Source organism: Pseudomonas sp. CFBP2511 (assembly GCF_030209255.1).
Lineage (GTDB): Bacteria > Pseudomonadota > Gammaproteobacteria > Pseudomonadales > Pseudomonadaceae > Aquipseudomonas > Aquipseudomonas avellanae.
In genome coordinates, this window is record NZ_JARVSI010000022.1 from 70,727 (window position 1) to 88,058 (window position 17,332).

2 protein-coding genes are annotated in these 17,332 nt (G+C 52.5%); both read right to left on the bottom strand.

Features of this window, described 5'->3' with window-relative positions:
- Positions 1 to 323: 323 nt before the first annotated feature.
- Entirely contained in the window at positions 324 to 16,832 is a 16,509-nt protein-coding gene (locus QRN38_RS18265) for a calcium-binding protein (protein ID WP_122223067.1), read from the bottom strand.
- The gene (locus tag QRN38_RS18270) at positions 16,829 to 17,287 is read right to left on the bottom strand and encodes a hypothetical protein (RefSeq protein WP_057418265.1); all 459 of its coding nucleotides are present in this window, start codon (positions 17,285 to 17,287) and stop codon (positions 16,829 to 16,831) included. The genes QRN38_RS18265 and QRN38_RS18270 overlap by 4 nt, the downstream gene beginning before the upstream one ends.
- Positions 17,288 to 17,332: the final 45 nt, after the last annotated feature.

Below are 17,332 nucleotides of genomic sequence, written 5' to 3' on the forward strand. Positions count from 1 at the left end.
TCTTGACCTTGTTCAGTTCCGCCAGTGGATCGCCACAACTTGATCGTTGACAGGGCTGAGCCGGCACGGGACCTGCACCTGTAACCGTAAAGCCCCCTCGACGCGCGCCTTCTGTTGCGCATTTGTCACACCAGACCTCAGACACAACATCGTATCCGTTAACGTTTCCCGCTTGCATAAATCCCTCCTTGATTTCCAAAAACAGAATAAGTCAGCGCATTGCGCAACTCTCATTACCCAGAAGATCGATCTGAATACGACTACCACTAAATCAGTTAGAAAAAGAGATGCATCGATAATCGATACACCTCTTTCCACCTACCTTACTGCCAGTTCGCAGCCAGCACGGTATCTAACTGCGTTTGCTGTGCGGCAGTCAGATTACGCTCTGCCCCTGCATCCACTCCAAATGAAGCCATTTTGTCGACCAGGCTTTGTACTTGGCTATCAAGCAGCGTTTTGCCGTCGGCAGTTTTGAATTGATCCACCTGATAGTCATTGGCGGCGTACCAATTGCTCACCAGCACCTTATCGTTGGTGTCGATGATACTGACTTCCAGGTCGCTGCCGCTGCGACGGAACCAGAGGTCTTCAAGGCTTACATCAGTACCAAATTGCAGCACGTCGGTGCCACTGCTGACGTCGTAGTTGTTGATAACGTCTCGCCCTGAACCGATGTTGATCTCGTAGATGTCACTGCCATCGCCCCCGATAAGGCTATCGTTGCCAGTACCGCCGTTGAGTACATCATTACCCGACCCGCCATAAAGTGTGTCGTTACCCGCTTCTCCATACAACCTGTCGTCGCCCTCTTCGCCATACAGCATATCAACGCCTTTGCCGCCATAGAGGCTGTCCTTGCCAGTAGCGCCGAAGATTGAGTCATCGCCATCGCCAGCGTTGATGACATCGTCACTCGCGTAACCGCGGAGGGTCTGGTCAGATGAGTTTCCAAGCAGTACTTGTGACTTGATGCTCGACTGATTCCAGAGGGTGCCATCAGCAAACTGCAACTGATCGATCTGATACCCGCTTGTTGCGTCCTCAGCGAAGTGATTCATCACGCGCAGGCTGTCTGTTGTACCGTTGACACGAATGAGCAGATCACTGCTGTCGCGAGTGATGCTGACATCACTGACATTCAGGTCGGCAAACTTGACGGTATCAAGCTTTCCGACGCGGGCTTCATTGGCATAGTAGATGGTGTCCTGGCCAGCGCCTTTGCCAAACAGGTAGATATCGTCTCCGTCACCACCGTTCAGTTGATCGTTCCCGGCACCACCGTCCAGAACATCATTGCCCTCTCCGCCATAGAGGGTGTCATTGCCCGTTCCACCCTGCAGCAAATCGTTACCACCATCGCCGTTAAGCGCGTCAGCGCCAGCACCGCCAGACAAGGTATCGTTGCCGCTGCCACCGTTCACAGTATCGTCGCCAGCACCTGCGTTGATGACATCATTGCTGGAGGTACCCGATAACGTTTCATCACTGTCCGAGCCCTGAAGTACCTGAGATTTGATTTGCGCCTGATCCCAGAAACTGCCATCGGCGAACACGAGACGGTCGATCTGATAACCTCCAGCAGCATCACCCTGAAAGTGGTAAACAACTCGCAGGGTGTCAGTACTGCCCAACACACGGATGATCAAATCATAACCGTCGCGGCGTACGCTGACATCGGAAGCATTCAGATCGGTAAGTTTGATCGTGTCCAGCTTGCCTTCACGACTTTCATAGGCGTAGTAAATCGTGTCTTGTCCAGCGCCCTTACCGAACAGATAAGTGTCGTCACCCTCGCCACCGTCCAGTTGATCGTTGCCAGCGCCGCCGTCCAGGGAGTCGTTACCCACACCACCGTTGAGGCTGTCATTCCCTGCGCCGCCGAGCAACACGTCATTGCCCTCGCCACCGTTCAACGTATCGGCTCCGGCATTGCCTGTCAGAGTGTCATTACCGGCAGCGCCATTGATGACGTCATCACCTGCTCCCGCATCGATAACATCGTTGCCGCTGGTACCCGATAATGTTTCGTCCGCGTCGCTACCTTGCAGAACATGGTTCTTGATGGCAGACTGATCCCAGAAACTCCCATCGGCGAACTGAATGCGATCAATCTGATAGCCATAAGTCGCATCATTGGTGAAGTGGCTCATCACACGAAGGCTGTCAGTGCTACCTAATACTAGAATGAGTAGGTCACTTCCGTCGCGACGCACACTGACGTCTACTGCATTAAGGTCAGTAAGCTTTACGGTATCGAGCTTACCGATACGGCCTTCGTAGGCGTAGTAGACCGTATCCTGACCAGCGCCTCTGGCAAAGAGATAGGTGTCATCACCATCACCGCCATCAAGACGGTCGTTACCGGCACCGCCATCAAGGATGTCGTTACCGAGGCCACCGTTCAGGGTGTCATTGCCCACACCACCCAGCAACAGATCGTCACCGGCCTCGCCATTGAGAGTGTCTGCACCTTTGCTGCCTGACAACGTATCGTCGCCACTACCACCATTAACGGTATCGTCTCCCGCACCTGCGTCAATACTGTCGCTGATGGCCGTACCTGCCAACGTCTCGTCGGCATCCGTTCCCTGTAGAACCGCAGATTTGATCGACGCCTGATTCCAGCTACTGCCGTCGGCAAACTGGATTCGATCAATCTGGTAACCATAAGTCGCATCATTGGTGAAGTGAGCTACAACTCGCAGGCTATCGGTGGTACCCAGCACACGAATGAGCAAATCATTACCGTCACGGCGCACACTTACGTCCGCAGCATTCAAGTCGATCAGCTTCACCGTATCGAGCTTGTCCGCACGACCTTCATAGGCGTAGTAAATACTGTCCTGGCCCGATCCTTTACCGAACAGGTAAGTATCGTCACCGTTGCCGCCGTCCAGCATGTCATTACCAGCACCGCCGTCCAGTTGGTCGTTACCGTTACCGCCGTAGAGAGAGTCCTTACCGTCGCCCCCATTCAACACGTCGTTACCATCCTCGCCATTCAACGTGTCGGCACCGCTGCCACCGGAGAGAGTATCGTTGCCACTTCCCCCATTGACCGAATCGTCGCCCGCTGCCGCATCGATGACGTCATCACTACCGGTGCCCGATAGCGTTTCGTCAGCCTCAGTACCTTGCAACACCTGCGCCTTGATTGCGGTCTGATCCCAGAAGCTGCCGTCCGCGAACGCAATTCTGTCTATCTGATAGCCAGCTGTTGCATCGCCCATAAAGTGATAAACAACTCGCAGAGTATCGGTCGTGCCGAGAATACGGATGACCAGGTCATAGCCGTCACGAGCAACACTTACATCAGCAGCATTGAGATCAACCAGCTTGACTTGATCAACCTTGCCTGCACGACTTTCGTTGGCGTAGTAGATGGTGTCCTGGCCCGAGCCCTTACCGAACAGGTAGGTATCGTCACCCGCACCGCCATCGAGACGATCATTGCCGGTACCGCCATCAAGTACGTCATTACCGCTGCCGCCTGCGAGGCTGTCATTTCCAGCGCCGCCATTGAGGTAATCGTCACCTTCATCGCCATTGAGCGAGTCGGCACCGTCGCCACCCAACAACCGGTCCTGCCCGGCGGCGCCATACAACGTATCGTCATCGGCGCCACCATCGATCAGATCGTCGCTGGCGAAACCCGTCAGAACCTGAGCAGCATCACTGCTTGTGAGCACTTGCGCCTTGATGGCCGACTGATTCCAATTGCTGCCATCGGCAAATTCGATACGGTCGATCTGATAGCCGGCGGTGGCGTCACTCATGAAGTGATACATCACACGTAGTGTATCGGTCGTGCCGTTGATACGGATTACGAGGTCATAGCCGTCACGCATCACACTGACATCGGTAGCATTGAGACCATTGAGCTTGACCTGATCAACCTTGCCCGCACGGTTTTCGTTCGCGTAGTAAATAGTGTCCTGGCCCGAGCCTTTGCCGAACAGGTAGGTATCGTCGCCGGCTCCGCCATCCATACGGTCGTTCCCGGCACCGCCATCGAGCACATCGTTGCCAGCACCGCCGTTGAGGATGTCGTTGCCCGACCCGCCTTGCAGCAGATCGTTACCCTCTTCACCACTCAACGTATCGGCTCCGGAGCCACCCATCAGGGTGTCATTGCCAGCAGCGCCGTTTATTGTGTCGTCCCCGCCACCCGCATCGATCGAGTCATCGGTAGCGTAACCTGCCAGATATTGGTCCGCGTCATTGCCCAGCAAGGCTTGGATCTTGATTGTGTCCTGCCCCCAAATGTTGCCATCGGCAAACTGGATGCGATCAATCTGATAACCGGAAGTGGCATCGCCCATGAAGTGATACATGACCCGCAGGGTATCGGTCGTGCCATTGACCCGAACCACCAGGTCATAGCCATCTCGCGAAACACTGACGTCCGAAACGCCGAGACCGACCAACTGAATCGTATCGACCTTGCCTGCACGGGTTTCATTGACGTAGTAAAGGGTGTCTTGCCCAGATCCTTTACCGAACAGATAGGTATCGTCACCGGCTCCGCCATCAAGACGATCATTACCGGCACCACCATCAAGCACGTCATCACCCGAACCGCCGGTGAGGGTGTCATTACCCGATCCGCCTTGCAGCAGATCGTTACCATCATCGCCATTCAAGGTATCGGCACCTGACCCACCGACGAGTTTATCGTTGCCAGCGGCACCGACGATTGTGTCGTCCCCGGCACCGCCGTCGATTAGATCGTCAGTACCATAGCCCGCCAGGTACTGGTCGGCGTCACTGCCTTGCAATACTTGAGACTTGATCGCTTCCTGATCCCAGGCGCTGCCATCTGCGAACTGGATGCGGTCAATCTGATAGCCCGATGTTGCATCACCTGCAAAGTGATAAACCACGCGCAAACTGTCGGTAGTACCGTTGACCCGAATAACCAGATCACTGCCATCTCGTGAAACACTTATATCTGCTGCGCCCAAGCCAACAAGCTGGATCGTATCAACCTTGCCTGCGCGGGTTTCATTGGCATAGTAGATGGTGTCCTGGCCTGATCCTTTGCCGAACAGGTAAGTATCGTCACCCGCACCACCATCCAGACGGTCGTTACCAGCACCACCGTCTAGCAAATCATTGCCTGCACCACCGTTCAGGATGTCGTTACCTGCTCCTCCATCAAGCACATCGTTGCCCGCGCCACCGTTAAGGGTGTCATTGCCCGATCCGCCTTGCACAAGATCGTCGCCGTCATCGCCATTGACGGCATCATCCCCTGACTTACCAAAAAGCTTATCGTTGCCAGCAGCACCGTAAACAGTATCGTCTCCGGCACCGGCCTCGATCAGATCATCAGTGCCGTAACCTTCGAGATATTGATCAGCATCAGTGCCTTGCAGTGCGAGAGACTTGATGGTTTCCTGCCCCCAGATGTTTCCATCGGCGAACTGGATGCGGTCAATCTGATACCCCGATGTCGCGTCGCTCAGGAAGTGATACACCACTCTCAGGTTGTCGGTAGTGCCGTTGACCCGGAGAACCAAATCATAGCCAGCTCGCGAAATGCTTATATCTCCTGCATTGAGGCCGACCAGTTGGATCGTGTCCACCTTGCCTGTTCGAGCTTCATTGGCGTAGTAAATAACGTCCTGACCTGACCCTTTGCCAAAGAGATAAATATCGTCTCCAGCGCCGCCATCCAGACGATCGTTACCAGCCCCACCATCCAGTACGTCGTTCCCGGCACCACCGTTGAGAACATCGTTCCCTGATCCGCCTTGAAGCAAATCATTACCGTCTTCGCCATTCAACGTATCGGAGCCCGTGCCGCCAGACAGACTGTCATTTCCGGCAGCACCGTTGAGCGTATCGTCTCCACCGGACCCATCGATCACATCGTCGCTGGCAAAACCGGTTAATGTTTCATCAGCGTTACTGGATTGCAGTACAAGGGCGTTTATCGCTGCAAGACTCAATACGTCGCCGTCGGCAAACTGAATCTGATTGATCTGGTAGCCGTAAGTAGAGTCGTTGATAAAGTGATTACTGACTCGAAGAGTGTCGGTCGCTCCTTTAACTCTGATTAAAAGATCGCTACTTTCCCGGGTGATCACCACATCACTGCTGTTCAGCCCTGTCAGCTTGACGACGTCAACTCTGGTCGAGACAGGGTCATAGGCCAAAACAGTATCCTGGCCCGAACCTTTCCCAAAGACATAGGTGTCATTGCCATAACCGCCATCCAGACGATCATTACCCGCACCTCCCTCCAATACGTCATCGCCACCATTACCGTAAAGAGTGTCGTTCCCCGCACCACCCGTCAGTGTTTCATTTGCCTCTGTACCTGTAACGGTCAAGGAACTGACCGGCACAACTGTGGAGAGGTTGGTGCTGATATCGTCCTTGCTCCAAACCACCCCATCCGCAAACTGTATCTGATCAATGCCATAACCGTAGATCGCGCTGGCATAAAAGTGCGAGCTGACACGCAGGGTTTCGCCGCTGTCCTTGATCTGGATAACCAGATCATCCGACTCACGACGTATCACTACGTCAGAAACATTCAGCCCCTCCAGACGAATGACATCCAGCTTGCCGACCGTGGCGTCGTTATAGGCGTAATTGCTGATGGTGTCTTGGCCAGAACCTTTGCGGAACACATAGGTGTCGGAGCCGAAACCACCGTCCAGCGAATCATTGCCGCTGCCACCATCAAGTAGGTCATTTCCGTAGCCGCCACTTAACGTGTCACTGCTTGCGCCGCCCAACAGCGTGTCGTCGCCATCCTCACCATAGAGCGTATCCTTGCCGTCGCCGCCGTCGAGAATGTCATCTCCCTGGCGACCACTAAGCACGTCGTTACCAGACTTCCCGAACAGACTGTCAGCCGAGTCGTAACCCGAAACAGTGTCATCACCTTCAGAGCCCGACAGCATTGCTGACCTGATCTGCGCATTGGTCAGCACCGAACCGTCTGCAAACTGCACCTGATCAATGCCATAGCCATAGTTGGCATAGGGATAGAAGTGCGAGCTGACACGCAAGGTTTCGCCACTATCCTTGATCTGGATAATCAGGTCATCGGACTCGCGGCGCATCGCCACATCAGACGCATTCAGGCCTTCCAGGCGAATCACATCCAGCTTGCCAACCGTGGTGTCGTTGTAGGAGTAGTTGTTGATGGTGTCCTGGCCCGAGCCTTTGCGGAACACATAAGTGTCGGAACCATAGCCACCGTCCAGCGAATCGTTACCGGCTCCGCCATCAAGGGTGTCGTTACCGTCGCCACCACTAAGGGTGTCTCGGCCATCGCCACCTTTGAGGGTATCGTCACCTTGCAGGCCGTAGAGCAAATCGTTGCCAGACAGACCCAACAGATTATCGGCAGAGTCGTAAACCGAAATGGACTCATCACCTTCGGTGCCAGTCAGCAGCGCCGTCCTGATCTGTGCATTGGTCAGCACCGAGCCATCCGCGAACTGCACTTGGTCAATGCCATAGCCGTAGGTCGCGTTGGCATAGAAGTGCGAGCTGACACGCAGGGTTTCGCCGCTGTCTTTGATCTGGATAACCAGATCATCCGACTCACGACGCATCACGACATCCGAAACATTCAGCCCTTCCAGACGAATAACATCCAGCTTATCGACTGTGGTGTCGTTGTAGGCGTAGTTGCTAATGGAGTCCTGGCCGGAGCCCTTGTGGAACACATAAGTATCGGAGCCGAAACCACCGTCCAGCGAATCATTGCCGCTGCCGCCATCCAGAAGATCGTTACCATAGCCGCCACTCAGCGTGTCATTGCCTGAACCGCCCAGTAACGTATCGTTGCCTTCCTCACCGTAAAGCGTGTCCTTGCCGTCACCACCATCAAGAACGTCATCGCCTTGGCGACCGTAAAGCATGTCGTTGCCAGACAATCCAAGAAGCCTGTCAGCCGAGTCGTAGCCCACTACGCTTTCATCGATGTCAGTACCGGTCAGCAATGCTGTCTTGATTTGCGCACTGGTCAGCACCGAGCCATCCGCAAACTGCACCTGATCGATGCCATATCCATAGGTTGCATTGGCATAGAAGTGCGAGCTGACGCGCAAGGTTTCACCACTGTCTTTGATCTGGATAACCAGATCATCCGACTCACGACGCATCACTACGTCAGAAGCATTCAGTCCCTCCAGACGGATTACGTCCAGCTTATCGACGGTGGTGTCGTTGTAGGCGTAGTTGTTGATGGTGTCCTGGCCCGAACCTTTGCGGAACACATAGGTGTCGGAACCATAGCCACCGTCCAGCGAGTCATTGCCGCTACCGCCATCGAGAAGGTCATTGCCGTAACCGCCGCTCAGCGTGTCATTACCTGCACCGCCTGACAGTGCGTCTTTACCATCCTCTCCGTAGAGAGTGTCCTTGCCATCACCGCCATCAAGTGAGTCGTCACCTTGACGACCGTAAAGCGTGTCATTCCCGGACAGTCCAGACAGACTGTCCGCCGAGTCATAGCCCACTATCGTTCCATCGACTTCAGTGCCGATCAGCAAAGTTGTCTTGATTTGCGCACTGGTCAGCACCGAGCCATCTGCAAACTGCACCTGATCAATGCCATAGCCATAAAGAACGGCGGTTGAGAAGTGCGAGCTGACGCGAAGGGTTTCGTCTGTGCCTTTGATCTGGATAACCAGATCATCGGACTCGCGCCGTATCAGAACATCCGAAGCGTTCAGCCCTTCAAGGCGGATTACATCCAGCTTATCGAGCGTTGTGTCGTTGTAAGCATAATTGCTGATAGTGTCCTGGCCCGCGCCCCTGCGGAATACGTAAGTGTCTGAGCCGAATCCACCATCCAGCGAGTCGTTGCCACTGCCGCCGTCCAGAGTGTCGTTGCCATAACCGCCATTCAGCGTGTCATTGCCTGCACCGCCCAGCAGCGTATCGTTGCCTTCCTCCCCATTGAGAGTGTCCTTGCCCCGCCCACCCTCAAGCACGTCGTTGCCAGCTCGGCCAGCGAGGGTGTCATTACCGTCTCCGCCGGACAAGCGGTCATCGCTCGCGTAGCCTGTGATGCTGTCGTCGCTCTCTGCGCCTATCAGCAATGCCGCTGTGATCTGCGCTTGGTCCCAAACGATGCCATTGGCGAACTGCAACTGATTGATCGCATATCCATAGCTCTGGTCTGCGTAGAAGTGCGAATTGACCCTTATTGTTTCGCCCGTCTGATTGATCTGAATAACCAGGTCATCAGACTCACGGCGAATACTGACATCCTCTGAGGTCAGCCCCTCAAGCCGAATAACATCGAGTTTGTCGACAGTGGTGTCGTTGTAGGCATAGTTACTGATGGTATCTCGGCCATAGCCCTTGCCGAACACATACGTGTCGGAGCCTTTTCCGCCATCGAGCGTATCGTTACCGGTACCCCCATCAAGAACATCGTTGCCAGCGCCGCCACTAAGCGAATCGTTTCCTGCACCGCCCAGCAGCGTGTCGTTTCCGTCCTCACCATTGAGCGTGTCCTTGCCATCGCCCCCGTCGAGTACGTCATCGCCGCCGCGGCCGCTGAGAATGTCATTACCGACCAGACCTGACAGTTTATCGCCGCTGGCATAACCCGTGATGCTGTCGTCACTTTCAGTACCGATCAACAAGGCAGCCGTAATCTGCGCCTCGTCCCAAAGGGTGCCATCGGCAAATTGCAGCTGGTTGATTGCATAACCGTAGGACTGATCCACGGAAAAATGCGAACTGATACGCAGCGTCTCGCCCGTCTGACGAATCTGAATAAGCAAGTCATCGGATTCACGACGAATACTCACATCGCTGGTATTCAGTCCCTCCAGACGAACGACGTCCAGCTTGTTGGCTGTGAGGTCGTTATAGGAGTAGTTGCTGATGGTGTCCTGCCCAGAACCCTTTCGGTAAATATAAGTATCCGAGCCCTTGCCACCCTCCAACGAATCATTACCAGCACCGCCATCAAGGGTATCGTTGCCCGCGCCACCGTTCAGGGTATCGTTGCCGAGACCACCGAGCAGGGCGTCATCACCGTCCTCACCGTTGAGCGTATCGCGGCCTTCACCACCACTGAGAAGATCATCGCCAGCACGACCATTGAGTACATCGTCACCCTCAAGCCCTGCCAGCTCATCGGCAGTGGCATAACCGATAATACTGTCGCTGCCTTCAGTGCCTATCAAAAGCGCCGAAGTGATTTTGGCCCGGTCCCAGACAGTACCGTCAGCAAACTGCAACTGATTGATTGCATAACCATACGTTTGATCAACTGCAAAATGTGAGCTGACCCGTAGGGCTTCGCCCGTCTGACGAATCTGAATGACAAGGTCATCGGACTCGCGACGGATACTGACTTCTTCAGCGGTCAAACCTTCCAGGCGCACCACATCAAGCTTGTTCGGAGTACTTTCGTTGTAAGCATAGTTGTAGACGATGTCCTGCCCCGAGCCCTTGCGGAAGATATAAGTATCTGAGCCTTTACCACCCTCAAGCGAATCGTTACCGGTGCCACCGTCGAGAGTGTCGTTACCTTCGCCACCGGAGAGGGTGTCATTGCCCGCGCCCCCCAAAAGCGAATCATCGCCAGCCTCTCCGTTGAGACTGTCCTTGCCGTCGCCACCATCAAGCAGATCATTGCCATTGCGGCCGTTAAGTGTGTCATTGCCCGCCAGCCCCAAGAGCGTGTCGGCAGTGTCGTAGCCCGTGATAGTGTCGTTGCCGTCGGTACCATCAAGAAGCGCAGCAGTGATGCTTGCGCGATCCCAGACAGTGCCATCGGCAAACTTCAACTGATCGATGGCATAACTCCAACTGCCGGATTCAGAGGTGAAATGCGAACGGATTCTCAGAGACTCGCCGGTCTGACGAATCTGCACAATCAGGTCGTCGGACTCCCGGCGCAGACTGACGTCATCACCGTTCAGGCCATCGAGACGTACAATGTCTAGTTTGTTGGCGGTTGTATCGTTGTAACTGGAGTTATCGATTGCGTCGGAGCCAGAGCCTTTAGCAAAGATATAGGTGTCCGACCCCTTGCCGCCCTCCAGCGTGTCGTTTCCGGTACCGCCATCCAGGACATCATCACCGTTACCACCCGACAGGCTGTCGTTGTCGGCCCCCCCGAGCAGCATATCGGCACCATCATCGCCATATAAAGTGTCGCGGCCCGTGCCTCCGCGAAGAGTATCGTTGCCAAGACCGCCAGAAAGCGTGTCATTGCCGGCCAAACCTTCAAGGACATCGTCGGTGTCATAACCGGTAAGCGTGTCGTTGAACTCGCCACCTGTCAGCAACGACTCCTTGATTTGATCCACACCCCAGACTGTGCCGTCAGCAAACTGCAGTTGATCAATGGCGTAGTTGTAGTAGGTGCTGGAAGGAGAGAAGTGCGAGGAAACACGCAGGGTATCGCCGGTTTCCTTGATCTGGATAATCAGATCACTGTATTCCCGACGCAGGCTGATGTCGCTAAGGGTAAGCCCTTCAAGGCGAATGACATCTTGCTTGCCAACCGTACCCTCGCTATAGACACCGTTGCTGATGGTGTCCTGGCCAGAGCCCTTACGAAAAACGTAGGTGTCAGAACCATAACCACCATCAAGGCTATCGTTGCCCGAACCACCATCCAGCACGTCATCGCCATAGCCACCACTGAGCGAGTCATTGCCTGCGCGCCCCAGCAAAGTGTCATTGCCCTCCTCACCGTATAACGTGTCCGCACCATTGCCGCCGTCGAGCACATCATCGCCTGCATGGCCACTGAGCGAATCGTTTCCATCCAGGCCAGACAGGCTATCTGCCGTGGCATAACCAGTGAGAGTGTCGGCCCCTTCCGATGGCAGAACAACGGCAGCTTTGACCTGTGCGCCATCCCATACGGAGCCGTCGGCGAATTTCAGTTGATCAATCGCGTAGGCGGTGACGCCATCCTGGCTGAAATGCGAACGCACAGTAAGGGTGTCACCTGTTGCCTTGATCTGAATGACAAGATCGTCACCCGACCGAGAAAAGCGCAGGTCGGCCGGATTCAAGCCATCCATCTGAATGACATCAACCTTATCGGCAGCTGTTTCTCCGTAAGAGCTGTTGTTGATGCTGTCCTGACCATACCCTTTTGCAAAGCGGTAAGTATCAGAGCCACGACCACCATCGAGCGTATCGTTGCCGGTGCCGCCATCCAGAATGTCGTTACCATCACCACCATAGAGAGTATCGCTACCGGCGTTGCCAGCCAGCACGTCGTTCCCTTCCTCGCCATACAAGTAGTCTGAGCCGGAACCACCGCTCAATGTGTCCTGGCCAGTGCCACCGTACAAGTTGTCGTTGCCTTCATCGCCATTCAGAACGTCGTTGCCGGCAAGGCCATTGAGGACGTCATCCCCCATACCACCAACAATACGGTCGTCGGACGCGTAACCGGTAAGGGCATCATTACCATCGGTGAAGGTAAAGGCCGCCATGTTCTTGATTTGTTCAACGTTCCACTGAGTACCGTCAGCGAATCGAATCTGCTCTACGGTATAGGGGGTGTCGCCGTCATTCTGGAAATAGCCGGAAATCGTTACCTTGTCCGTGGAGTTTTTAAGTGACAAGACCAGATCATTGTATGAGCGGGTGACAGTGATATCGGCCGGAAGAATATCCGTCGCGAACTCTATAGCGTCTGTCTTTCCAGCGCTCGAATCGTAGTTATTGATCGAGTCCTGACCCCACCCTCGACTGAAGCGATAGATGTCAGAACCCTCGCCACCCGTGAGGTAGTCGTTGCCAGTACCGCCATCCAGTTGATCGTTACCTGAATCACCGTACAGAGTATCGTTGCCTGCATCACCTAGCAGTCTGTCATTGCCTTCTCCACCCGTCAGGTAGTCCGCGCCCTCCCCGCCAGACAACTGATCGATGCCGGAACCGCCGTAAAGGTAGTCATTTCCGGCATCGCCGAGCAGAGTGTCGTCACCACTTTCACCCGAAAGGCTATCAGCTCCGGCCCCACCCACAAGAACGTCGTTGCCCGCCTGACCATACAAACTGTCATCGCCTGAACCGCCGTTTAGAGAGTCGTCGGTGGCGTAACCCCAGATATTGTCATTACCCTCTGTGGTAATAACGGAGGATGTCTTGATCTGATCAAGCCCCCAGATGGAGCCGTCAGCAAATCGGATCTGATCCAGAGCATAAGGAGTAATGCCGTCATTCTGGAAATAGCCAGCAATAGTGATTTTGTCAGTCGAATTTTTAAGCGACAGGATCAGTTCAGAGTTCGAACGGGTAACAATGATATCGGCCGGAAGAATATCCGCCGCGAACTCGATAGCGTCTACCTTTCCGGCACTGGTGTCATAGTTATTGATCGAGTCCTGACCCCAGCCACGACTGAAGCGATAGACGTCAGAGCCATCGCCACCCGTCAGGTAGTCATTGCCAGTACCACCGTCCAGCAGATCGTTACCTGAATCGCCGTACAGAGTGTCGTTGCCTGCATCGCCTGCCAGGGTGTCATTGCCCTCACCGCCAGCCAGATAGTCCGCGCCCTCAGCACCTGACAACTGATCGATGCCGGAACCGCCGTAAAGGTAGTCATTTCCGGCATCGCCGAGCAGAGTGTCGTCACCACTTTCACCCGAGAGACTGTCATCACCGACTCCGCCCTCAAGAGTATCGTTACCCCCCTGACCATTAAGACTGTCATCGCCTGAACCGCCGCTCAGAGCGTCGTTGGTGGCGTAACCCCAAACATTGTCATTGCCATCTGTGGTGACAACAGCCATGGTTTTGATTTGGTCGAGAGCCCAAGTGGTGCCATCAGCAAATCGGATCTGCTCCAACGCATAAGGGGTAACACCATCATTCTGGAAATAGCCAGAAATCGTGATTCGATCAGCAGAGTTTTTCAGCGACAGGATCAGGTCAGTGTACGAACGGGTGACGATGACATCGGCTGGAAGGATGTCTGCTGCAAATTCGATCGAATCCGATTTGCCTGCACTTGAGTCATAGTTATTGATCGAGTCCTGGCCCCAACCACGACTGAAGTGATAGACGTCAGAGCCATCGCCACCCGTGAGGTAATCGTTTCCGGTACCGCCATCCAGTTGATCGTTACCTGAATCGCCGTACAGAGTGTCGTTGCCTGCATCGCCTAGCAGTGTGTCATTACCCTCGCCACCCATTAGGTAATCCGAACCGTCGCCACCGGCTAGTTGGTCGGTGCCTGCGCCACCATACAGGTAGTCATTTCCGGCATCGCCGAGCAGAGTGTCGTCACCACTTTCACCCGAGAGGCTATCAGCGCCGGCTCCGCCCACAAGGATGTCATTGCCAGCTTGGCCATAAAGACTGTCATCGCCCAGACCGCCATTCAGGATGTCGTCGGTGGCGTAGCCCCAGACATTGTCATTGCCATCTGTGGTGACAACAGCCATGGTTTTGATTTGGTCTAGGGTCCAAGTGGTGCCATCAGCAAAGCGGATTTGCTCCAATATATATGGGGTAATGCCGTCGTTCTGAAAATACCCATAAATAGTAATCTTGTCAGATGAGCTCTTTAGCGACAGAACTAAATCGGCATATGCGCGAGTAACAACTATATCTATAGGAAGAATATCTGCAGCAAACTCAATAATATCGAGCTTTCCCGCGCTTGAGTCATAATTATTTATCGAGTCCTGACCCCAGCCACGGCTAAAACGATAACTGTCAGAACCAGCCCCTCCATCAAGTTGATCATTACCCTGCCCGCCCTCAATGAAGTCATCACCTAAACCACCAGAAATAGTGTCATTACCAATTTCACCTATGAGTACATCATTACCGCCAGCACCACTCAGGTAGTCAGTGCCTTCACCGCCATTTAATACATCATTGCGTTCCCCCCCATAAAGATAGTCATTACCCGCCTGACCAAAAATATAGGCTTTTTCCAACTGGACCTGCAATGTATCGTTACTGCTAGAACCTATAAACAGACCCGACAGCTCCAGCTTAAGAAGCTTTTGCTCAGACTGTGTGAGAGACTCATAATATGAATTAAACTCAGCCGCTAACTCGGTGGGTATCTCGCGCCCCAACGATGTACCCATAAGCTCAACCAAATCAACTAAAGCGTCAACCTTAGAAAACAAAAACCTACTATCGATCAGCTCAAAAACCTTACTATAATCTAAATACTCCAAGTCTTCAGACAGAACCACAGCATCGTAGTAGGATTTTAGCCGCGTCTGCAACAACAACCCTTGATAGACCGAATCAAGAAGCTCAGCATATGATTCATTCAGAAGCGCAACCTGAGTAGAGTTTAATATAAAGTCTTTTTCAGTCAAAGTTATAACTTGACCGCCAAGCAACAACCCTAGTGACTTAGAAGTATTAATGCTACCTACTATTAAGCTAACCGAAGAGTTTTTCGACGCGTCCGTAGATGAAGAAAAATCAAAAAAAACCTGACCATTGAAAATCTCCAATATGGAGATACGCTCCAAAATCCTCATCTGCTCCAGCTGTTCAGAAGTAGGAGTTGAATCTCTTGAGCCGCCGCTTCCTCCTTCGCCACCACCATTTTCCGAAGCGACGACACCCTCTTTAACATCCCATGAGTACTCAAATTTAAAGCTATTATTACCTACAACCAGATCTCCAATACGTTCTTTGAACGTATCAAAGCTTGACGTCGAACTCCAAACATTTAAAAGATCATCCAACATGGACAACTGCTGCGCCCGCGTGTTTGCCTTTGAGTACGTCTCAAGTAACTGGTAAAGTTCCTGACTCATAGTTGCAGCAGCTGCCAAGTCCCTAACTGCACCTGAACCTGACATATTTACTAATTGCGCAGCAGAATCGCTAACGTAGATATCTGCAAACTCACTGTAAAATGGATTTGAAACCAGATCCAAATTTGCCGCCGAGCTTTGGTTACCATTTAACTGACCAACATGACCATCTTCATAAGTAAACTTTCCGATAGCTGAAATTACGTTACCGTTTTGCATCTCATTAGAGGCGCTTGCATTCAAACTTATAGACTTAACATTTAGGTCCTTAAGGCCTTTAAGCTCATTTACCTGAGAAATACCGTCTTGATTAAAATCCTGCCACACCTTAACACTATCAAAAAGAGTATCTCTTCTATCGAAAACACCGTCTTTATTTGAATCCAAATCTGAAAGCGCGTCAAAACCATTTACAGCCTTGGTTCCGTCCGCTTTTATTGTATCTACGCCAAATAGCTCTGCGCCGCTGCCGATCAGACCATCTTCATTTTTATCCAGCACTAAAAAGCCATCATCCTTACCTACCCAGCCAGTACCAGTTTTTACCCCGTCACCGTTAAAATCAAACTTCACGCCTGCTGCAACACCAACTGTTTCTATCCCATCATTATCAAGATCCAGGGCGAGAGGATCTCCACGTGGCACAAAGTTTCGGGCAGACGAAAACTTTCCGTTTACCGCGTCAAATATCGGATCCAGCCAACCTCTCTTTGATATCTCCCCTGCTGACCAATCAATACCTCCTTCAAGCATCTTAGCAAAACCAAATTTCATCAGCTCGGTTTTAAAACCTTGGCGTTTGAGATATTCCTGAAGCGTCTGGTTATTTTGCATTGAGTCAAACACTCGATCCAAGCCAGTTCTCTCAGTAGCCTTTTCAAATAAAAAAGTTGCAGCACCCACGCCTGCAGCCTTTGAAAGCTCTTCTGCCACTTTATAATAAGCGTTTTCTCTAGTAGCAGGATCAATAGCATCTTTAGCAATACCATACCACTTTATTGCATTGTCAATTTTTTCATATAGATAAGTTCCGAGACCAGCTTTCTTTAAAACCGATGTTGGCACATTCATACAACGTTTCCTTTTCCGTAGTTAAATGCTGCAATCAAAAAATCTCGGACAGACCAAACCCATCCGCCCAACAGTAAACAAGGCACCAATATAGAAAAAAACTGATGGAAATCGGAAAATGGTTTTTTTGCCACTCCGATCCCAACCACGCCGAGAATTACAAAGCTAAAAAACAAAAAGACGAGCACTCTAACAAATAAATACATAACATTCGACAGCCTAACTTCGCTTACCCAACCTTCAGTTTTTTCCGAGAATAATATAATCCAAACTGCATGACAAAACGTCGACCAAAAAAAACCCATGATACTATAGGTGGAAATTCGAGCATCCAAAACAAGAAAAAAATAAGAATATATATGGCTAACCCCACTGCCTAAGCCTGCTAAATTATCGACAAAAAAATATAGAGAGGCGCCACCAACAGCATAAATCGTCAGACCCAAAAAAAACATCATCCCTCCTTAAACACATCTATAAACAGAAATATTCAGATAAAC